Origin of the sequence: Rhizobacter sp. Root404, assembly GCF_001425865.1 — a bacterium.
Lineage (GTDB): Bacteria > Pseudomonadota > Gammaproteobacteria > Burkholderiales > Burkholderiaceae_C > LMDS01.
This window is the reverse complement of sequence record NZ_LMDS01000004.1, coordinates 1,898,549-1,918,319: the sequence shown is the minus strand read 5'-3', so window position 1 is coordinate 1,918,319 and position 19,771 is coordinate 1,898,549. Positions and strand designations below refer to the sequence as shown.

14 protein-coding genes are annotated in these 19,771 nt (G+C 70.8%); 4 read left to right on the top strand and 10 right to left on the bottom strand.

Annotation, left to right across the window (positions count from 1 at the left end; translation table 11 throughout):
* Window positions 1-7: 7 nt before the first annotated feature.
* A complete protein-coding gene (locus ASC76_RS13200) occupies window positions 8-772 on the bottom strand; it encodes a DUF1365 domain-containing protein (protein ID WP_056466380.1) in 765 nt (254 codons plus the stop codon).
* Window positions 769-2,067, bottom strand: coding sequence for an NAD(P)/FAD-dependent oxidoreductase (locus ASC76_RS13195; RefSeq protein WP_056466376.1), 1,299 nt, complete (start codon window positions 2,065-2,067; stop codon window positions 769-771). Before ASC76_RS13195 ends, ASC76_RS13200 begins: the two co-directional genes overlap by 4 nt.
* 434 nt (window positions 2,068-2,501) lie before the next feature.
* Here ASC76_RS13195 and ASC76_RS13190 point away from each other — a divergent pair, with 434 nt between their 5' ends.
* Together ASC76_RS13190 and rfaE2 are read left to right on the top strand one after the other, a co-directional pair.
* Window positions 2,502-3,374, top strand: coding sequence for a hypothetical protein (locus tag ASC76_RS13190; protein WP_056467412.1), 873 nt, complete (start codon window positions 2,502-2,504; stop codon window positions 3,372-3,374).
* An 11-nt stretch (window positions 3,375-3,385) separates the two neighbouring features.
* Window positions 3,386-3,868, top strand: coding sequence for a D-glycero-beta-D-manno-heptose 1-phosphate adenylyltransferase (gene rfaE2, locus ASC76_RS13185; protein WP_056466373.1), 483 nt, complete (start codon window positions 3,386-3,388; stop codon window positions 3,866-3,868).
* A gap of 6 nt (window positions 3,869-3,874) precedes the next feature.
* Here the strand turns inward: rfaE2 and ASC76_RS13180 are convergent, their stop codons facing one another.
* From ASC76_RS13180 to glnE, 3 genes are read right to left on the bottom strand one after another with little or no spacing between them, the layout of a single operon-like run.
* On the bottom strand, window positions 3,875-4,411 hold the full coding sequence (locus tag ASC76_RS13180) for a hypothetical protein (RefSeq protein ID WP_056466370.1): 537 nt from the start codon (window positions 4,409-4,411) through the stop codon (window positions 3,875-3,877).
* Window positions 4,408-4,998: a rhombosortase gene (rrtA, locus tag ASC76_RS13175; protein WP_056466366.1), complete on the bottom strand. Its 591-nt coding sequence runs from the start codon at window positions 4,996-4,998 to the stop codon at window positions 4,408-4,410. Before rrtA ends, ASC76_RS13180 begins: the two co-directional genes overlap by 4 nt.
* Window positions 4,995-7,802 carry a bifunctional [glutamate--ammonia ligase]-adenylyl-L-tyrosine phosphorylase/[glutamate--ammonia-ligase] adenylyltransferase gene (gene glnE, locus ASC76_RS13170; protein ID WP_056466364.1) on the bottom strand — a complete coding sequence of 936 codons (2,808 nt, stop codon included), beginning with the start codon at window positions 7,800-7,802 and terminating at the stop codon, window positions 4,995-4,997. Before glnE ends, rrtA begins: the two co-directional genes overlap by 4 nt.
* A 119-nt stretch (window positions 7,803-7,921) precedes the next feature.
* On the opposite strand from glnE, the gene ASC76_RS13165 reads away from it, so the two are divergent.
* Window positions 7,922-12,031, top strand: a complete 4,110-nt coding sequence (locus ASC76_RS13165) for a YhdP family protein (protein ID WP_082549083.1) — start codon at window positions 7,922-7,924, stop codon at window positions 12,029-12,031.
* The gene (locus tag ASC76_RS13160; protein ID WP_056466357.1) at window positions 12,028-12,831 is read left to right on the top strand and encodes a carbon-nitrogen hydrolase family protein; all 804 of its coding nucleotides are present in this window, start codon (window positions 12,028-12,030) and stop codon (window positions 12,829-12,831) included. Before ASC76_RS13165 ends, ASC76_RS13160 begins: the two co-directional genes overlap by 4 nt.
* A 110-nt stretch (window positions 12,832-12,941) precedes the next feature.
* Here ASC76_RS13160 and ASC76_RS13155 read toward each other — a convergent pair whose 3' ends face one another.
* The 5 genes from ASC76_RS13155 to ASC76_RS13135 form a co-directional block, all read right to left on the bottom strand.
* Entirely contained in the window at window positions 12,942-13,997 is a 1,056-nt protein-coding gene (locus ASC76_RS13155; protein ID WP_056466354.1) for a 2-oxoacid:ferredoxin oxidoreductase subunit beta, read from the bottom strand.
* Between the two features lie 292 nt (window positions 13,998-14,289).
* Complete coding sequence (locus ASC76_RS13150; protein ID WP_056466353.1) at window positions 14,290-16,146, bottom strand: 2-oxoacid:acceptor oxidoreductase subunit alpha; 1,857 nt, start codon at window positions 16,144-16,146, stop codon at window positions 14,290-14,292.
* Window position 16,147: 1 nt separating this feature from the next.
* Window positions 16,148-17,983: an FAD-dependent oxidoreductase gene (locus ASC76_RS13145; protein ID WP_056466350.1), complete on the bottom strand. Its 1,836-nt coding sequence runs from the start codon at window positions 17,981-17,983 to the stop codon at window positions 16,148-16,150.
* Between the two features lie 135 nt (window positions 17,984-18,118).
* Window positions 18,119-19,417 (bottom strand): NAD(P)/FAD-dependent oxidoreductase, encoded by a 1,299-nt coding sequence (locus tag ASC76_RS13140; RefSeq protein ID WP_056466347.1) that lies wholly within the window; start codon window positions 19,415-19,417, stop codon window positions 18,119-18,121.
* Window positions 19,414-19,746 (bottom strand): c-type cytochrome, encoded by a 333-nt coding sequence (locus ASC76_RS13135; protein WP_056466344.1) that lies wholly within the window; start codon window positions 19,744-19,746, stop codon window positions 19,414-19,416. The genes ASC76_RS13140 and ASC76_RS13135 overlap by 4 nt, the downstream gene beginning before the upstream one ends.
* Window positions 19,747-19,771 lie beyond the last annotated feature (25 nt).

Below are 19,771 nucleotides of genomic sequence, written 5' to 3'. Positions count from 1 at the left end.
GATGTGCTCAGCGGGTCGTGAAGTTCGGCGGCGGTGCCGGCTTGCGGAAGAACGGCACGCGCTTGCGCCAGAGGCGCAGCGCCTGCCAGTGGATGCGGGCGATCACGCCGAGCGTCATCAGCGGCATGCCGAAGAACGCCGCCCGCGCCCGCGCCGCGGTCAGCGGGCGCAACTCGCCGCCCACGCTGGTGCGGATCAGCAGGCCGTGCCCGTCGTGGTGGTCGACGCAGGCGATCGTGCGCTCGGCGCTGCGCACGAAGCGGAAGCGGTAGTTCCCCGTCACCTCGCAGAACGGCGAGACGTGGAAGACCTTGGCCGCCTGCAGCTCGCGACCGAAGCCGACCTCCGGCCCGTCGAGCAGGTAGCAGTGGCGCTCGCCGAAGGTGTTGTTGACCTCGACGACGACCGCCGCGAGGCCGCCATCGGCGCGGTGGCAGTACCAGAAGCTGACCGGCTTGAAGGTGAAGCCGAGCACCCGCGGATAGCAGTGCAGCCAGACCTCGCCGTCGGCGTCGCGCGCGCCCTCGCGCGCCAGCAGCGCGTCCAGCCAGGCGAGGCTGTCGGCCCGGCCGTCGCCGTGGTCGCGGTCGAAGAAGCTGATCAGCCCGAAGCGGTTGCGCGCCAGCGCGTCCGACGGCGCCGCGCGCAGGCTGCGCATCGGCAGCATCAGGAAGTAGGTCGGGTAGGCGAACCGGTTCGGCACCGGGCGCTCGCGCGCGTGGCGCACCTCGCCGATGCCCAGCAGCGGGACCGCCGGCCGCACCTCGGTCATGCGGCCTCCCGCAGCGCGTGCGGCGCAGCCCAGGCCTGGCGCAGGCCGGCGACGACGGCCTGGCCGGACATCAGGCCGTCCTCATGGAATCCGTAGCGCGTCCACGCGCCGCAAAACCAGGTGTTGCGCTCGCCCTGCAACTCGCCGACGCGCTGCTGCGCCCGGATCGCCGCGGCATCGAACACCGGGTGGGCGTAGTCGAACTCCGCGTGCACGAGTTCGGCGCGCGGCTCGCGCACCGGGTTCAGCGAGACCACGACCGGCGTCGTGAACGGCAGCGGCTGCAGCCGGTTCAGGAGGTAGTGCAGGCAGACGGACGCCTGCTCCGGCGCATGGGTCGCGGCGCGCTCGTAGTTCCACGCCGCCCAGGCGCTGCGGCGGCTCGGCAGCAGCGCGGTGTCGGTGTGCAGCAGCGCGCGGTTGCGCTGGTAGCGGATCGCGCCGAGCACCGCGGCCTCGGCCTCGCTCGGGTCGGCCAGCAGCGCCAGGGACTGGTCGCTGTGGCTGGCGAGCACGACGTCGTCGAAACGCTCGGTGCCGTCGCGCGAGGTGACCTGCACCGCGCCCTCGACCCGCCGCACGCTGCGCACCGGCGTGGCCAGGCGTGCATCGGGGACCGCGCGCAGCATCTTCTCGACGTAGGTCCGCGCGCCGCCGCGCACCGTGTACCACTGCGGCCGGTTCGCGACCTGCAGCAGCCCGTGGTTGTGGCAGAAGCGCAGCATCGTCGCGACCGGGAAGCGCAGCATCTGGTCGACCGGGCAGGACCAGATGCAGCCGATCATCGGCAGGAAATACCACTCGCGGAACTCGCGGCCGAAGCGGTGTTCGTCGAGGAAGTCACCGATGGCCTGTTCGCCGGCGAGCGCGTCGCGCGCCGCCAGAGCGGTGGCCAGCCGGTTGAAGCGCAGCAGGTCGGCCAGCATGCGCCAGAACCCCGGCCGCAGCAGGTTGCTGCGCTGCGCGAAGACGGTGTTCAGGTCGCAGCCGCTCCACTCCAGGTCGCGCGTTGTCCCGTGTCCGGGGACCTGCACCGAGAACGACATCTCCGACTTGGCGATCGGCACGCCCAGTTCGTCGAACAGGCGCAGCAGCTGCGGGTACGTGCGCTCGTTCAGCACCAGGAAGCCGGTATCGACCCCGTGCGTGACGCCGTCCAGCGTCAGGTCGACCGTGTGGGTGTGACCCCCGAAGTAGTCGCCGGCCTCGAACAGCGTGACGCGGGCCTCGCCGGCCAGCGCATGCGCGACCGACAACCCGGAGATGCCCGATCCGATGACAGCGACGCGGCGCATCGCGGCTCAGGCGGCGGGGCCGCGAACGGCCGCCGCACGTGGAAGAGTGTTGCGAAGCGCCCCCAGGGGAATCAGGGAGGGAGGAGGGAGGAGATCAACCGCCCGGGGATTGCAACCGGATCGAACCGGCGGCTTCGCAACGAAAACAGGGTGCCCGGCACCGGCCGCAGCGCCACGCCGCGGCATGCTCGTTATGAAACGACCGGCCCGGCCGAGTTCCCTCGTCTCGAAGGTAAAGAAATGCGGCCGGTCGGCAGGATCGTCGTGGGGCATGGGATCGCGGTGTGACTGGCTGGTATTAAATATAACCGAGTAGTCGCATATACGCGCGGGCGGCAATTCCGGATGCGCCGGGATATGCCGGCCGCACGGGGACGCCGCATCAGGGTCACGACCGGCGGACTAGAATCGCGCGCACTATGAAGGCCCAAGCGATGATCTACCCCGAACTCTTCAAGCAGCTCGAAGCGGTGCGCTGGAACATGGACAAGGACATCCCCTGGGACCAGTTCGACGCCAGCCGCCTGACCGAAGAGCAGGCGCAGACGATCAAGATGAACGCGATCACCGAGTGGGCGGCGCTGCCGGCCACCGAGATGTTTCTGCGCGACAACAAGGGCGACGCCGACTTCTGCGGCTTCATGAGTGTCTGGTTCTTCGAGGAGCAGAAGCACTCGCTGGTGCTGATGGAGTACCTGCGCCGCTTCCGCCCCGATCTGGTCCCGACCGAGGCGGAGCTGGAGGAAGTGCGCTTCGAGTTCGACCCTGCGCCGGCGCTGGAGACGCTGATGCTGCACTTCTGCGGCGAGATCCGCCTGAACCACTGGTACCGCCGCGCGGCCGAGTGGCACAGCGAGCCGGTCATCCAGGCGATCTACGAAACCCTGGCACGCGACGAGGCCCGCCACGGCGGCGCCTACCTGCGCTACATGAAGCGCGCGTTGCAGAACTTCGGCGACGAGGCGCGGGCCGCGTTCGCCAAGGTCGGCGTGCTGATGGCCAGCGCGCGCCGCACCGCGCAGGCGCTGCACCCGACCAATCTGCACGTCAACGCCAGCCTGTTCCCGCGCGACACGGTGCAGAGCCGGCTGCCGGACCCCGAGTGGCTCGAGCAGTGGCTCGACAAGCAGATCCAGTTCGACGCGGTCTGGGAGACGCGCGTGGTCGAGCGCATCCTGCACAACATGAGCCTGCTGATGGAACGCAGCTTCGCGAGCGTCCAGGAGCTCAACCGCTTCCGCAAGGAAGTGACCGCGCGCGTGGCAGCCGCCGCGCTGGGCGCCACGCCAGGGACGCAGCCGGTCTGAGCGGGCCGGCCATGCGCGCCGCGTCTGCGTTCCTCGACAAGCTCTGCACCCGCGCTGAACTCGCCGTGCGGGTCGCGGCCCTGCCGCAGCCGGTGGTGTTCACCAACGGCGTGTTCGACATCCTGCACCGTGGCCACGTCAGCTACCTCGCGCAGGCACGCGCACTGGGCGCGAGTCTGGTGATCGGGCTGAACAGCGACGCCTCGGCACGAGGGCTCGGCAAGGGGCCGGACCGCCCGCTGAACAGCGAGCTCGACCGCGCCTGCGTGCTGGCTGCGCTGGAGAGCGTCAGCCTCGTCACGCTGTTCGACGAGGCGACGCCGGTCGAGTTGCTGGAACTCGTGCGGCCGCAGCTGTATGTGAAGGGCGGCGACTACGACATCGAGACGCTCGAGGAGACGAAGCGCGTGCGCCGCTGGGGCGGGCAGGCGCTGGCGCTGCCATTCGTCGAGGGGTACTCGACGACCGCGCTGGTCCAGCGCATCCGCAGCTGAACCGGTTCAGCGCTCGACCGCGTCCGGCGCGCTCACGCGGATGCCGAGCCGCTCGCGCACTCGCTGTGCCGGGAATGCGATGTCCCGCTCGACCCAGTGCAGGAAGCGCAGCGCCTCGGGCGAGCGTTCCTTCGCCAGGTGCGCGAGCAGCGCGTCGTCGCTGAAATACGGCGTCGCCGGTCGCCCGAACTCGCGCCAGCCGGCCGGGTAGCTCAGGGCGAGCGCGCCGTTCGACGCGGTCATGCCAACGATCGCGCGCACGTCGGCGGCGCGCACCCAGCGGCGGTGGTCGGCGTCCTCCGTCACGTCGACCGGGATGCCGCGGAACGCGAAGTGGCGGCCCTGCACCGGTTTCAGCGCCCGGGCGCGTGCCTGGTGGCGCAGGTCGCTGGCCAGGTCGAGCAGTGGCTTGGCCAGCGCGACGCCGAACAGCGGCGCGACCGCGACCATCGGTACCAGCCCACCGATGCGCCACACCGCCCACGCCATCGCCACGCACAGCGCAAGCCGCCACGCGATGCGGAAGGCAGCCGTCTGCATCATCGCTGCGCTTCGGCACGTGGCCTGCCGAGCCACAGCGCCAGCGCGGCGCAACCGGCACCGGCGATCGCGCCGGTCGCGTGCGCGAGCGGTGCGACGGCGATGTCGAGCCCGACCGGATGCCGCAGCGTCGGCCCCCACGGCGATTCGCTGGCGATCTTCACGCACAGGCCGGCCAGCACCGCGCCGCCGACGAGCCGCTGCGCGCGCGTGCCGTGGGCGAGCAACCACACGGTCACGGCCGCGACGCCACCGTGCAGCACGCCGGACAGGCCGCCGTAATGCGTCAGGTCGGGCCGCAGCAGCAGGCCGACATGGGTCAACGGCCAGGCGGCGAGCCACGCCCACGCGACCCGTGCGGGGACCTGCGCGATGACGCCGAACGCTGCCGCCACCGCGAGCCCGACCAGGTTGATGACCAGATGCTGCGCGCTGTAGTGCACGCCGACCGCGCTGAACGCGCGCCACGGCTCATGCCAGGCCAGCGCCGGCTGCCAGTCGATCGAGGTGAGGGGAAGCGCCGCACCGGCGATGGCGACGACGCCGAGCAGCGCCGCCACCGCCAGCCAGGCGCGGGCGCCGCGGGTCATGGTGCCGGCGGCGGGATCCCGTCGGGCGCGTAAAAGACGGTGTGCCACAGCGCCAGCACCGCGTCGCGCGGTGCGGCCAGCGCGTCGGGGTCGACCTGCGTGGGCTGCTCGTCGAGGCGCGCGGTGTGCTGCGCGCGGCGCAGCTCACGGTAGGCGTCTGCGGCGCGGCTGCCGATGTGGTCGGGCAGCAGGCCGGCTTCCTGTGATCGTTGCAGCAGCGCGATGTTGCCGACATCGTCGAGCAGGCCAGGATGCGCCGAGCCATGTGCAAGCACCAGGTACTGCACCGCGAACTCCACGTCGACCATGCCGCCCGGGCTGTGCTTGACGTCGAAGCGGTCGGCGCGCACCGGGTGGGCGTCGCGCAGCTTGGTGCGCATTGCGCGCACCTCCGTGCGCAACGCGGCCGCATCGCGCGGCGCGCACAGCACCGTGCGGCGCACGTCCTCGAATTGCGGCTCCAGCGCGCGCCAGCCGGCGCACCAGCGGGCCCGGGTCAGCGCCTGATGCTCCCAGGTCCACGCGGTGTTGCTGCCGCGCCCGGCCTGGTAGCGCGCGAACGACGCGATCGACGTGACGAGCAGCCCGGAGTTGCCGTTGGGCCGCAGCGCCGTGTCGATGTCGAACAGTTCGCCGGCCGCGGTGCGCAGCGTCAGCCAGTTGATGACCTTGCGCACGAACGCGCCATAGACCTCGGTGGCCTTGTCCGGGTCCGGCTCGTCGGCGTCGTCGTACAGGAACACCACGTCCAGGTCGCTGCCGTAGCCCAGCTCCTTGCCGCCCAGCTTGCCGTAGGCAACGACCGCGAGGCGAGGGGCGTCGCGATGCGCCTGCTTCAGGTGCGACCACGCCCAGCGCAGCGCGATGTCGAGCGTGGCGTCGGCCAGCGCGGAGAGATCGTCGGCCACCTGCTCCACGGTGATGTGGCCCTCGACGTCGCGCACCAGCGTGCGGAACACCTCCGCGTGGTGGGCGCGGCGCAGCGTGTCGAGCAGCGACTCTTCGTGTGCCTCGCCCGAACGCGTCCAGGCCTCGTGGCGTGCGTCCAGTTCGGCCGTGAATTGCGTCGCGTCGAAGCGGCCGTGCAGCAGGCGCTCATCGGCGAGTTCGTCGATCACGCCGGGGTGCAGCATCAGGTAGCGCATCGGCCAGCGGGCCAGGCCCAGCAGGCGCAGCAGCCGGGTCTGCACCTCGGGTCGCTCGACCAGCATCGCCAGGTAGCTCTCGCGCCGCAGCAGCGGCTCGATCCAGTCGACGAAGCGGGTCGCGGCATCCATCGTGCACTCGCCGTCGCGGGCGGCATGGCCGGCGCGCTTGATCAGCCGCGCCAGCCTCAGCTTGCTCTCGTCGCGCAGCATGCGGATCTTCGGCTGCTCGCGCAGCGGCCGCACGCGCGCCGCCAGTTCAGGCGGCAACTGATCGAGGAACGCGTCGCTGTCGACCGGCAGCGGCGGCGCGCCACAGGTGCCGTTGCGGCAACTGCCGGTCTTGACGGCCGGCGCGCGGCCGTCGTGCAGCAGCGCGTCGAATTCGAGCGCGACGAACTCGCGCGTCGCACCCAGCAGATCGAGCAGGTCGCAGGCCGCGGTGCCGCCGGACGGGCCGTGTTCGCGGCTGCTGAAGCCCAGGCTCTGCGCGATCCAGGCCAGGTCGGCGTCCACGGTCGGCAGCAGGTGGGTCTGCTGGTCGTCGAGGTACTGGATCCGGTGTTCGATGCGCCGCAGGAATTCGTAGGCTTCGGCCAGCCGGTTGGCACTGGCCGGCTTCATCAGGCCGCCGGCCGTGAGCTTGGTCAGCGCCTTCAGCGTGGAACGGGTGCGGATCTCGGGGAACTGACCGCCGCGCACGACCAGCAGCAACTGCACGATGAATTCGATCTCGCGGATGCCGCCGCGCGAGAGCTTGACGTCGTTGGCGCGTTCGGGACGTCCGGCGGCGCGGCGCTGCGCTTCCTCGCGGACCTTGGCGTGCAGCTGGCGCAGACCTTCGAACACGCCGTAGTCGAGGTAGCGCCGGTAGACGAAGGAGGTGACCAGGCCGCGCAGCGCGACCGCGCGGCCGTTCTTGACGCTCGCCATCGGCGCGACCACGCGGCTCTTCAGCCAGGCGAAACGCTCCCACTCGCGGCCCTGCACCTGCAGGTACTCCTCCAGCATCGCCAGACTCACGCACGGCGGACCAGAGTTGCCGTTCGGGCGCAGCGCCAGGTCGACGCGGAACACGAAACCGTCTTCGGTCGTCTCGCCGATCAGCGTGTACAGGCTCTTGCAGACGTGCGAGAAGTATTCGTGCGCGCTGATCGACTGCGCGCCGTCGGTCTGGCCGTCTTCCTCGTAGACATAGATCAGGTCGATGTCGGACGAGACGTTCAGCTCGCGCGCGCCGAGCTTGCCCATGCCGACGACCCAGAAGTCGATGCGCTCGCCGGCGGCGTTGCGCGGCGTGCCGTAGCGCGCCTCGTGGTCGAGCCGGGCCTGTGCGAGGGCGCGGTCGAGCGTGCACTCGGCGAGCTCGGTCATCGCGAGGGTCACGTCCTGCATCGGCGCCGCCTGCTCGACATCGAGCACCGCCAGGCGCTCGAGCACCAGCTGGCGTGTCACGCGCATCGCGCTGGCGAGGCCGCGGCCCTCGTGCTGGAGGCGCTCGATCAGGGCGTCGATGTGCTCGCGCGTCGGCAGGCCCGGCGGGAGCAGCGGCAGTTCGGCGGCGTAGCGACGCCGGATGCGCTGCACGAAGCGGCTGTGATCGGCCAATGCCGAGACGGGCGCGTTCGCGATGACCGGTTCGAGAGGGCGGGAACCCATGAGTGCTGCGACGTGTCTGTGCTAGATTGAGTTGTCAGCGGCGCGCGCCGACAGACCCGCTGGCGGCATGCCGCCCACCCCTGAATCGCCCCACCCGTGGCTGGCGCACCGATGTCTTCATGCCTTTGATCCCGCCTGCCACGTCGCCCTCCGTCATCGACCGTGGCCCGCCGCGCTTCACGGCGCTGCGCTGGGTTGCACGCGTGTTGCTGGGCCTGATCTTTATTGCGTGGAGCTTATTGCTGATCGCGTGGCTGACACTCCACTGGGGGATTCTGCCCCACATCCAGCAGTGGCGTGAGCCGATCGAAACGCGGGCCAGTGCGGCACTCGGGGTTCCCGTGAAGATTGGCCAGATCGAGGTGCGCTCGGCCGGCTGGGTGCCGTCGTTCGAGCTGCGCGAGGTGGTGCTGCTCGACGCGAAGCAGCAGCCCGCGCTGCGCCTGCCGCGCGTGTTCGCCGCGATCTCGCCACGCTCGCTGCTGTCGTTCGAACTGCGCTTCGAGCAGTTGCTGATCGATGGCGCGCAGCTCGAGGCGCGGCGCGATCCGACCGGCCGCATCTTCGTCGCCGGGCTCGACTTCAGCGGCCCGGAGGTCGGCAACGGCAGCGCCACGTCCGACTGGTTCTTCGCGCAGCACGAGTTCGTGATCCGAGGCGGTGCGATCCGCTGGACCGACGAGTTGCGCGGCGCCCCGCCGCTGGCCCTCACCGATGTCCAACTCGTCGTGCGCAACGGCCTGCGCCAGCACGAGCTGCGGCTGGACGCCACGCCGCCGCCCGACTGGGGCGAGCGCTTCACCGCGACCGGCCGCTTCAGCCAGCCGCTGCTGGCGCGCCGCGGCGACTGGCGGCGCTGGAACGGCACCGTCTACGCGAACCTGCCGCGCGCCGACGTGCGCGAGCTGCGCCGCCACGCGACGCTGCCGTTCGAGCTCGGCGAAGGCGTCGGCGCGTTGCGTGGCTGGGTCGATCTGAAGGCCGGCGAGCCGGTTGCCGCAACCGTCGACCTGGCGCTGCGCGCGGTCACGTTGCAGCTCGCGCCGGAGGTCGAGCCGCTCGTCGTCGAGGAGGTCGAGGGTCGCCTGGTCGGGCAGCGCACCGAGGAGGGCGTCAGCGTCGCGCTGCAGCACTTCACGTTCGAGACCGGCGACAACATCCGCTGGCCGCAGGGCGACATGACGCTCGCCTGGCGGCAGCGCGCCGGGCAGCCGTCCACCGGGGGCGAGTTCACGGCCCAGCGCCTCGACCTGGCGCTGATGGCGCAGGTCGCGACGCGGGTGCCGCTCGGCGCACCGGTGCGCAAGCTGCTCGCCGAGTTGAACCCGCGCGGCCTGGTCGCCGATCTCTCGACCACCTGGGACGGCCCGTTCGATGCGCCGCGCCATTACCGCGCCAAGGCCCGCGTCAACGGCCTGGCGCTGACCGCGCGGCCGGCCGAAGAGCCGCGTGGCGTCGGACGCCCGGGCCTGCGCGGCGCGACTGTGCAGCTCGACGCGACCGAAGCCGGCGGCAGCGCGCGCGTCGCGATCAACGGCGGTGCGCTCGACCTGCCGGGGGTGTTCGAGGACCCGCTGCTGGTGCTGGACCAGTTGAGCGCGCAAGTGCTGTGGAAGATCGAGCCGACGCCGGTGCCGGGCATCGCGCCGCAACTCACGGTGCAGGTCAGGGAGGCGCGCTTCGCGAACGCCGATGCGAGCGGCGACCTGGCCGGCACCTGGAGCACCGGCGCCCCGACCGCGCGCGGCGGACGCTTCCCGGGCCGGCTGGAACTGGACGCCCGGCTCGCCAACGGCACGGCCGCACGCGTCTACCGCTACCTGCCGCTCGGGCTGCCGAAGGGCACGCGCGACTACCTTCAGCACGCGGTGCAGGGCGGGCGCATCGCGAGCGCCACCTTCCGCGTCAAGGGCGACCTGAACGAGTTCCCTTTCCTCAACGTCAAGAACCCCAAGGACGGCGAGTTCCACATCGCCGGCAAGATCGAGGACGGCGCCTACGCCTTCATCCCGAGCACGCCCGCGCAGGGCGCCGCGCCCGCGGTCGAATCGCCGTGGCCGGCGTTGACCCGGACGAGCGTCGATCTGATCGTCGACCGCGGCACGCTCGAGCTGCGCAACGGCCGCACCCAGATCGCCAACGTCGACTTCCCGAAGGTCCAGGCGACGATCCGCCACCTCGAGGCCGACCCGGTGTTGAGCCTCGACGCGAGCGGCCGCGGCCCGCTCGGCGAAATGCTGCGCGTCGTCAACACCACGCCGGTCGGCGGCTGGATCGGCAAGGCGCTCGCCGGCGGCACCGGCACCGGCGCGGCCGATCTGACGCTCGGGTTGACGATCCCGCTGCTGCGGGTCAACGCGAGCACGGTGAAGGGCAGCGTAGGGCTGGGCGGCAACGATGTGCGCCTCACGCCCGACAGCCCGCTGCTCGGCGCCGCCAAGGGCCGGGTCGACTTCACCGAGAAGGGCGTGAACGTCGTCGGCGCCAGCGCCCGGCTGTACGGCGGCGACGCCACGTTCGACGGTGGCACGCAGCCGGATGGCTCGGTCCGCTTCAGCGGCACCGGCACCGTCAACGCCGACGGGCTGCGGCGCGCCGTCGAGCTCGGCGCGCTGTCTCGCGCCGCCGGCGCGCTCACCGGGCAGGCGAGCTACCGCGCGAGCCTCGGCTTCGTGCGCGGCCAGCCCGAGCTGAACATCACCAGCAACCTGGTCGGCCTGGCGATCAACCTGCCGGCGCCACTGGCCAAGGCGGCGGAAACGCCCCTCGCGCTGCGCCTGTCGAGCACGCCCGAGGTCACGGCACCCGGCCAGCCGGCGCAGCGCGACACGCTGCGCTTCGAGCTCGGCAACCTGGTGCAGGCGCAGTATCAGCGGGACCTCACCGGCGACCAGCCGCGCGTGCTGCGCGGTGGCATCGGCGTGCTCGAGCCGGCGCCGCAGCCGGCGACCGGCGTCGCCGCCAGCATCAACCTGCCGCGCCTGGCGACCGACGAATGGGAAAGCGCCGCCGATCGCCTGTTCGGCGCCCCCGAGGCCCGCGACGCCGCGACGCCCTCGGCCTACGTGCCCGACACGATCGGCCTGCGCGTGCAGGAGCTGGTGGCCGGGCCGCGGCGGCTGACGCGCGTGTCCGCCGGGCTGTCGCAGCAGGGCGGCGTCTGGCGCGCGAACGTCGATGCTGAACAGCTCAATGGCTACGTCGAATACCGGCTGCCGGTGCGCCGCGCCGGAGCGGCCGTGGCGGGTGGGCGGGTGTACGCGCGGCTGTCGCGGCTGTCGCTGCCGAAGGGCGACGACGAGCAGGTCGAGAGCCTGCTCGACCAGCAGCCGGCGACGATGCCGGCGCTCGACCTGGTGATCGACGACTTCGAACTGCGCGGCAAGAAGCTCGGCCGCATCGAGGTGGAGGCCGTCAACCGCGCGGGCGGTACGGGCCGCGACTGGCAGCTGTCGAAGTTCAACATCACGACGCCCGAGGCCCAGTTCGTCGCCACCGGCCACTGGTCGGCGGCCGGGCCGGGTGGCGCGCGCGGCGGTGCCGAGCGGCGCGCGGTGATGGACTTCAAGCTGCAGATCGCCGACAGCGGCGCGCTGCTCGACCGCCTCGGCACCAAGGGCGCGGTGCGCGGCGGCAAGGGGCAGCTGTCGGGCCAGATCGGCTGGAGCGGCTCGCCATTCGCGCTCGACTACCCGACGCTGGGCGGCCAGATCAACGTCGCGGTCGAGTCGGGCCAGTTCCTGAAGGTCGATCCGGGCGCGGCGCGGCTGCTGGGGGTGCTGAGCCTGCAGTCGCTGCCGCGCCGCCTGTCGCTCGACTTCCGCGACCTGTTCCAGGAAGGCTTCGCCTTCGACAGCATCACCGGCGACGTCAAGATCGGCCTCGGCGTCGCGGTGACCAACAACCTGCGCATGCGCGGCGTGCAGGCGCTGGTGCTGATGGAAGGCCACGCGGACATCGAACGCGAGACGCAGGACCTGCGCGTCATCGTCGTGCCCGAGCTGAACGCCGGCACCGCGGCGCTCGCCTACGCGGTGATCAACCCGGCCATCGGGCTGGGCGCATTCCTCGCACAGGCGCTGCTGAAGAAGCCGCTCACTGCGGCGAGCACGCGCGAATTCCACATCAGCGGGCCGTGGGCCGATCCGAAGGTCGAGCGCGTCGACCGCAAGCTGGGCGATGATGTGCCCTCGGCCGAGGCCGCTGCCTCGGCACCGGAGAAGAAATGAAGATCGCTGCCTTGCAGATGGTGTCGACCACCCGGGTCGACGAAAACCTCGCGACGGCCCAGCGCCTGATCGCGCAGGCCGCACGCGACGGCGCCGAGCTGGTCGCGCTGCCCGAGTACTTCTGCCTGATGGGCCGCACCGATCGCGACAAGCTCGGCGTCGCCGAAGCGCCCGACGGCGGGCCGATCCAGTCCATGCTGGCGGCGGCTGCGCGCGAACACGGCGTGTGGGTGATCGGCGGCACGCTGCCGATCCGCACCGACGACCCCGAGCGTGTGCTGAACTCGAACTGCGTCTACGCGCCCGACGGCACGCTCGCCGCCCGCTACGACAAGATCCACCTGTTCAAGTACGACAACGGCCGCGAGCGCTACGACGAGGGCTGCGCGATCCGCGCCGGCAGCGTGCCGACGACGGTGCAGGCGGCCGGATTGCGGGTCGGCTTGAGCGTCTGCTACGACCTGCGTTTTCCCGAGCTGTACCGGGAAATGATGCACCCGCCGTGCGACCTGATCTCGGTGCCCGCCGCGTTCACGCACACGACAGGCCTCGCGCACTGGGAACTGCTGCTGCGTGCACGGGCCGTCGAGAACCAGTGCTACGTGGTCGCCGCCGCGCAAGGCGGCACGCACGAGAACGGCCGACGCACCTTCGGGCACAGCCTGGTCGTCGATCCGTGGGGCGAGGTGCTTGCGATGCTGCCGGAGGGCGAGGGCGTGGTGCTGGCCGAGGTCGAATGCGAGCGCATCGCGTCGGTGCGGATGCAGTTGCCGGCGTTGGAGCATCGGCGCGGCGTCTGAGAAGTTGCATTCGACGGTTGGTGCGAGCAAAGCGCGCTGCGCGGGCGGCCACGAGCCCTGTGCCGCGGGAGCTTTTCCCAAGAAGGGCCCTTGCTGCGACGCGCTGAAGCTCAAGCAAGCTCTGCATTGATCGCCGCCAGCGCGGCCGACCCGGGGCACAGCTGCGCATCGCCCAGACGGTTCAACGGTTCGTCGACCGTGTTCAGGTGCTCGTGCAGGTCCTGCGCCGACGCGTTGACGTAGAGCAGCCCGGTCAGGATCTCACCGCGCGATTCGTGCGTCGCGATGTGGCTCATCGCCGCGAGCCGGTCGCCGGCGTCGTAGCCGGCGGCGAGCTTGCGCAGGCGCAGCACGCTGCCGTCGTGCTGCTGCACCTCGATCACCTCGCCGGGCGCGTACATCAGCTGAATCGCGTCACGGCTGGGCATGAAGTCGAGCCGGTTCACCGCCTCGTTGTGCGCGCGCACGTAGTCGTAGCTCTTGGTGCTGCCGGCGTGGTTGTTGAACGCGACGCACGGGCTGATCACGTCGATCAGCGCGGCGCCGTGGTGGCGCATCGCGCCCTTGATCAGCGGGATCAGCTGTTCCTTGTCGCCGGAAAAGCTCCGCGCCACGTAGCTCGCACCGAGCTGCAGCGCGAGCGCGACGAGGTCGATCGCGGAGTCGGTGTTGACGACGCCCTTCTTGCTCTTGCTGCCCTGGTCGGCAGTGGCCGAGAACTGACCCTTGGTCAGGCCGTAGACGCCGTTGTTCTCGACGATGTAGGTCAGGTTGACGCCGCGCCGCATCGCATGCGCGAACTGGCCGAGGCCGATCGACGCCGAGTCGCCGTCGCCGCTGACGCCGAGGTACAGCAGCTCGCGGTTCGCAAGGTTCGCGCCGGTCGCGACCGACGGCATGCGGCCGTGCACGGTGTTGAAGCCGTGCGAGGCGCCGAGAAAATAGTCCGGCGTCTTCGACGAGCAGCCGATGCCCGACAGCTTGGCGACGCGGTGCGGCTCGATGTCCAGCTCCCAGCACGCCTGCACCAGCGCGGCCGAGATCGAATCGTGGCCGCAGCCGGCGCACAGCGTGCTGATCTTGCCTTCGTAGTCGCGCCGCGTGAAGCCAAGCGCATTTCTCTGCAGCGTCGGGTGGTGGAGCTTTGGTTTGGCGAGGTAGGTCATGTGCTTGTACGTGCCAGGGTGGAGCGCGCCGCGAGCGTCGGGTGGCTGGCTGCGCTCATGTCCTCCGTCCGGGGCTGCGCCCCGGCCTCCCCCTTTACTTCGCTCCGCCAGCCACCCGACGCTCGCGGCCAGTCACCCGCGTTGCTCTTTGGGGTGGGGTGGAGGTGGTGGTGGATCGGGCGGGCGGGGTGTTCTGCGGAGCGAAGTAAAGGAGGAGGCGCCGGCCGCAGGCCGGCGACGGGGGACATGAGCGGCGCAGAACACCCCGCTCGTCCGATCTCGCGCCGACCGTTCATGCCGCCTGCCCCTTCTTGATCGGCTCGACGTTGTGAGACCGGATGTGCTTCGCGATCGCGTCGGTGATGAAGCGGGCGGTGATCGGCGTGCCGTCGTAGTGGAGGATGGGCACCAGCCGCGCCGGGTTGATCTCGTGCTCGGTGACGATCAGCGTGCGCAGCTGGGCGTCGCGGTTCTGCTCGACAACGAACACCGTCTCGTGGGCCGCGATGAACTGGTCGAGCGCGTCGCTGAACGGGAACGCACGCACACGCAGCACGTCGACATGAACGCCCTGCGCCTGCAGCACGTCGAAGGCCTCGTTCATCGCCGGGCTCGTCGAGCCGAAGTGGATCACGCCGAACTTCGTCGGCCGGGCGGCGTCGCGCCGGATCGGCTGCGGCACCAGCGTCTTGGCGGTCTCGAACTTGGTCAGCAGGCGCTGCACGTTGTAGAGGTAGTCGGGCCCGGTCTCGGAGTAGCGGGCGTAGGCGTCGCGCGTGGTGCCGCGGGTGAAGTACGCGCCCTTGTCGGGGTGCGTGCCGGGGTAGGTGCGGTAGGGGATGCCGTCGCCGTCGACATCCAGGTAGCGGCCGAAGTCCCTGCCCGCATCGAGTTCCTCGGCGGTCATCACCTTGCCGCGGTCCATTTGCCTGCTGTCGTCCCATTCGAGCGGGTCGCACAGGCGGTGGTTCATGCCGATGTCGAGGTCGGTCATCAGGAACACCGGCGTCTGCAGCCGGTCGGCCAGGTCGAGGCACGCTGCGCCGAACTCGAAGCACTCCTTCGGGTCCTCGGGGAACAGCAGCACGTGCTTGGTGTCGCCGTGCGAGGCATAGGCGCAGCTGATGATGTCCGCCTGCTGGGTGCGCGTGGGCATGCCGGTGCTCGGGCCGCCGCGCTGCACGTTGATGATCGTGACCGGGATCTCGGCGAAGTAGGCCAGGCCGATGAACTCGGTCATCAGCGACACGCCGGGCCCCGACGTGCAAGTGAACGCGCGCGCCCCGTTCCAGCCGGCGCCCGTGACGATGCCGATCGACGCGATCTCGTCCTCGGCCTGCACGATCGCGAACTTGTTCTTGCCGGTGGCCTTGTCGACCCGCAGCTTGCTGCAGTACTTCTGGAAGCCCTCGGCAACCGACGAGCTCGGCGTGATCGGGTACCAGGCGCACACCGTCGCGCCGCCGTACACGCAGCCGAGCGCGGCGGCGGCATTGCCTTCCATGAAGATGCGGTGGCCCACCGCGTCGCGGCGCTCGATCTTCAGCCCGAGCGCGTCGTCGAAGTATTCGCGGCCGTGGTGCAGACCCATCATGAACGCGTCGAGGTTCGGCTGGATCAGCTTGGCCTTGCCCTTGTACTGCTCGCCGAGCAGCGTGGCGATCACCTCGGGCTCGATGCCGAGCATGGCCGACAGCACGCCGACGTAGACGATGTTCTTCAGCAGCTGGCGCTCGCGCGGGTCGTTGTAGCGGGTGGCGCACAGGTCGGCCAGCGGCACGCCGAGCACGTGGATGTCGTCGCGGAACTTGGCCGACGGCATCGGCTTGCTGCTGTCGTAGAGCAGGTAGCCGCCGGGCTCGATCTCGGCGACGTCCTTGTCCCAGGTCTGCGGGTTCATCGCGACCATCAGGTCGACGCCGCCGCGCCGGCCGAGGTAGCCGCGCTCGTTGACGCGCACCTCGTACCAGGTCGGCAGGCCCTGGATGTTGCTCGGGAAGATGTTGCGCGGGCTCACCGGCACGCCCATGCGCAGCAGGCTGCGCGCGAACAGCTCGTTGGCCGATGCGGAGCCCGAGCCGTTGACGTTCGCGAACTTGACGACGAAATCGTTGACGGCGGTGATGCGGGGTTTGGCGGTCGTCGGCATCTCAGAGGGCCCTCGTGGTCGACGTGTTCTTGTCGCGGCAGCCGCGCCCGGCCTGCGTCAGGTCGATCAGGAATTTCTGCATGTCCCAGGCGCCGGTGGGGCAGCGCTCGGCGCACAGGCCGCAGTGCAGGCACACGTCCTCGTCCTTCACCATCACGCGACCGGTCTTCAGGTCGCCCGACACGTAGAGCGCCTGGTCGGGGTGGCGTGCCGGCGCGCGCAGGCGGGTGCGCAGGTCGGCCTCGTCGCCGTTGGCGGTGAAGGTGATGCAGTCGGTCGGGCAGATGTCGACGCAGGCGTCGCACTCGATGCACTGGCCGGTGTTGAACACGGTCTGCACGTCGCAGTTCAGGCAGCGCTGCGCTTCCTTCCACGCCGCCTGCACGTCGAAGCCGAGCTCGACCTCGACCTTGATGTTGCGCAGCGCCGCGTTGACGTCGCGCCACGGCACCTTGTGGCGCAGGTCCGGCGAGACGGCGTTGTCGTAGCTCCACTCGTGGATGCCCATCTTCTGCGACACCAGCGTGACGCCGGGCGCCGGGCGCTTCGCGACGTCCTCGCCATGCAGGAACTTGTCGATCGAGATCGCGGCGGCATGGCCCTGCGCGACGGCCCAGATGATGTTCTTCGGGCCGAGCGCGGCATCGCCGCCGAAGAACACGTTCGGCCGGCTCGACTGCAGCGTCACGTCGTTCAGCACCGGCATGCCCCATTCGTTGAAATCGATGCCGGCGTCGCGCTCGATCCACGGGAACGCGTTCTCCTGGCCGACCGCGACCAGCACCTCGTCGCACTCGACCACCTGCGGCGGCGCGCCGGTCGAGACCAGACGGCGGCGGCCGGAAGCGTCGCGCTCGGCGCGCACCTTGTCGAAGCTCATGCCGGTGAGGCGTCCGGCGCCGTCGTGCAGGAACGCGATCGGCACCAGGCAGTCGAGGATCGGGATCGCCTCGTGCGCGGCATCTTCCTTTTCCCACGGCGAGGCCTTCATCTCGTCGAATGGCGAACGCACGATCACCTTGACGTCGTCGCCGCCCAGGCGCTTGGCGCTGCGGCAGCAGTCCATCGCCGTGTTGCCGCCGCCGAGCACGATCACGCGCTTCGCGATCGACGTGACATGCCCGAACGAGACCGACGCGAGCCAGTCGATGCCGATGTGGATGTGCTTCGCGGCCTCGTCCCGGCCCGGGATCTTCAGGTCGCGCCCGCGCGGCGCGCCCGAGCCGATGAAGACGGCGTCGTAGTTCTCCGCCAGCAGCGCCTTCAGCGACTCGATCCGCGTGCCGCCGCGGAACTCGACGCCCAGCTTCAGCACGTAGCCGGTCTCCTCGTCGATCACTTCCTCCGGCAGCCGGAAGCGCGGGATCTGCGAGCGGATCATGCCGCCGGCTTTCGTGTCGCCGTCGAACACCGTGACCGCGTAGCCGAGCGGCGCCAGGTCGCGTGCCACGGTCAGCGCCGCCGGCCCCGCGCCGACGCAGGCGATGCGCTTGCCGTTCATCACCTGCGGCGCGCGCGGGAAGCGGTCGCTGATGTCGTCGTCCTTGAAGTCGGCGGTGACGCGCTTCAGGCGGCAGATCGCCACCGGCTCCGGCTTCTCGGCCTGCGCCTCCTCGACGCGGCCGCGCCGGCAGGCGGGCTCGCACGGCCGGTCGCAGGTGCGGCCGAGGATGCCGGGGAACACGTTCGAAGCCCAGTTGACCATGTAGGCATCGGTGTAGCGGCCCGCCGCGATCAGGCGGATGTACTCGGGGACGGGAGTGTGGGCCGGGCAAGCCCACTGGCAGTCGACCACCTTGTGGAAGTAGTCGGGTGCGTGGATGTCGGTCGCTTGCAAGCAGTCTCTTTCCGCGCGCTCGATTCCGGCAGGGGCCCGGGGCCGACGCGCTGTGGCGCATCTGTGCGGTGAGCCGATCCTAGGACGCGTCCCGCTCCCTGTCAGCGGGGGTTTGCGCCAGTGCGCGGGGCAGGGTCAGGCGAGCATGTCGGCCCAGATCGAGCGCGCCCAGCTGAACGCGAGCGAGGCTTCGAGTTCGTTCGGCGCCGCAGACAGGCCGCCCGAACCGGCGACCGGCCTGAAGGTCTTCTCGCCGGCCACGTAGGCGTGCACGCTGGCGACGTGGACCGCGCGCTTGTCGTCGACGAAGCTGTAGCAGGTGTTCGTCAGCATCGGCGCCGGATCGAGTTCCCAGCCCGCCAGCTCGGCGACGATCGCCGCCGCGGTCACCTTGGCATGGCTGTTGGCCATGTGGCCGCTCTTGGGCATCAGCGAGGCGATCTGGATCGCGTCGCCGATCACGTGGATGTGCTTCGCCGCGGTCGATTCGAAGTTGATCCAGTCGACATTGCACCAGCGCCCGTTGGAGTTGGCCAGGCCGGTCTGCACCGCGATCGCGCCGGCACGCATCGGCGGCAGCACGTTCAGCACGTCGGCGCGCACGTCGTCCTGGATCTCGAACTTGACCGTGTTCGTCGCCACGTCGACCGCAGTCGCCTTGCTCTGCGGCCGGTACTCGACGATGCCCTTGTACGACTCGGCCCAGGCCTTCTTGAACAACGGGCCCTTGCTGGTCACGTCCTCGTTGGCGTCGAGGATCAGCACCTTCGCGCGCGGCTTGGCCGCCTTGAAGTAGGCCGCGACCATCGACGCGCGCTCGTAGGGGCCGGGCGGGCAGCGGTACGGCGCCTCGGGGATCGCGATCGCGAACACGCCGCCGTCCGGCATCGCCTCGAGCTGGCGGCGCAGCGCCACCGTCTCCGGCCCGGCCTTCCAGGCCTGCAGGATGCGGCCGTCGCGCTGCGCGGCCCGCAGGCCGGCAACCTCGTCGAACATCATCTCGACACCGGGCGACAGCACCAGCTTGTCGTAGCGGATCGTCGCGCCCGAGGCGAGCACAGCGACGCGCTGGGTCGGGTCGATGCGGGCGACCGTGTCGCGCACCACGCGCACGCCGTGGGTCGCGCCGAGCCGGTCGTACGGCCGCGTGATGTCGGTCAGCGCGTGGTGGCCCGAGACGACCAGGTTCGACAGCGGGCAGGAGACGAACGCGGAGTCCGGCTCGATCATCACCACGTCGATCGTGTGCTGCGACAGCAGCCGCACGTACTTGGCCGCGGTGGCGCCTCCATACCCGCCGCCGACGACGAGCACGCGCGCGCGCTCGGGCGTGCCGACGGCACCCGGCCGCGGGGTCGCGGCGCAGCCGGCCAGGCCCAGGCCGGCGGCTCCGGCCAGGGCCAGCACGGACCGCCGGGTCGGCGCCGCGCTCATCGCTTCACCTCCGCGACCGGGTTCGCGAAGTAGGCCGCCAGCAGCACGATCTGCGCGTCGCTGTAGCCCTTGGCGAGCTGCGGCATCAGCGTGCCGGGGCGGGTGCCGTTCTTGAACGCGGTCATCTGCTCGATCAGGTAGGTCGCGGGCTTGCCCGCCAGCGCGGCCATCGCCGAGCCCGGCGGCACGTGGCCATCGGTGCCGTGGCACTGCGCGCAGGTCGCGGCCAGGCTGCGGGCGCGCAGCGCGAGCGCGTCCTGTGCGTGCGCGCACGAAGCGGCTGCGAGCAGCGCGGCGGCGGCGACGAGGGCGAGCGGGCTGGGTGTCATCGGTGCACCTCCAGAGTCGGCAACG

Coding starts and splice junctions, on each gene's coding strand:
- ASC76_RS13200 (WP_056466380.1), bottom strand. CDS start 772: ATGACCGAGGTGCGGCCGGCGGTCCCGCTGCTGGGCATCGGCGAGGTG.
- ASC76_RS13195 (WP_056466376.1), bottom strand. CDS start 2,067: ATGCGCCGCGTCGCTGTCATCGGATCGGGCATCTCCGGGTTGTCGGTC.
- ASC76_RS13190 (WP_056467412.1), top strand. CDS start 2,502: ATGATCTACCCCGAACTCTTCAAGCAGCTCGAAGCGGTGCGCTGGAAC.
- rfaE2 (WP_056466373.1), top strand. CDS start 3,386: ATGCGCGCCGCGTCTGCGTTCCTCGACAAGCTCTGCACCCGCGCTGAA.
- ASC76_RS13180 (WP_056466370.1), bottom strand. CDS start 4,411: ATGATGCAGACGGCTGCCTTCCGCATCGCGTGGCGGCTTGCGCTGTGC.
- rrtA (WP_056466366.1), bottom strand. CDS start 4,998: ATGACCCGCGGCGCCCGCGCCTGGCTGGCGGTGGCGGCGCTGCTCGGC.
- glnE (WP_056466364.1), bottom strand. CDS start 7,802: ATGGGTTCCCGCCCTCTCGAACCGGTCATCGCGAACGCGCCCGTCTCG.
- ASC76_RS13165 (WP_082549083.1), top strand. CDS start 7,922: ATGCCTTTGATCCCGCCTGCCACGTCGCCCTCCGTCATCGACCGTGGC.
- ASC76_RS13160 (WP_056466357.1), top strand. CDS start 12,028: ATGAAGATCGCTGCCTTGCAGATGGTGTCGACCACCCGGGTCGACGAA.
- ASC76_RS13155 (WP_056466354.1), bottom strand. CDS start 13,997: ATGACCTACCTCGCCAAACCAAAGCTCCACCACCCGACGCTGCAGAGA.
- ASC76_RS13150 (WP_056466353.1), bottom strand. CDS start 16,146: ATGCCGACGACCGCCAAACCCCGCATCACCGCCGTCAACGATTTCGTC.
- ASC76_RS13140 (WP_056466347.1), bottom strand. CDS start 19,417: ATGAGCGCGGCGCCGACCCGGCGGTCCGTGCTGGCCCTGGCCGGAGCC.
- ASC76_RS13135 (WP_056466344.1), bottom strand. CDS start 19,746: ATGACACCCAGCCCGCTCGCCCTCGTCGCCGCCGCCGCGCTGCTCGCA.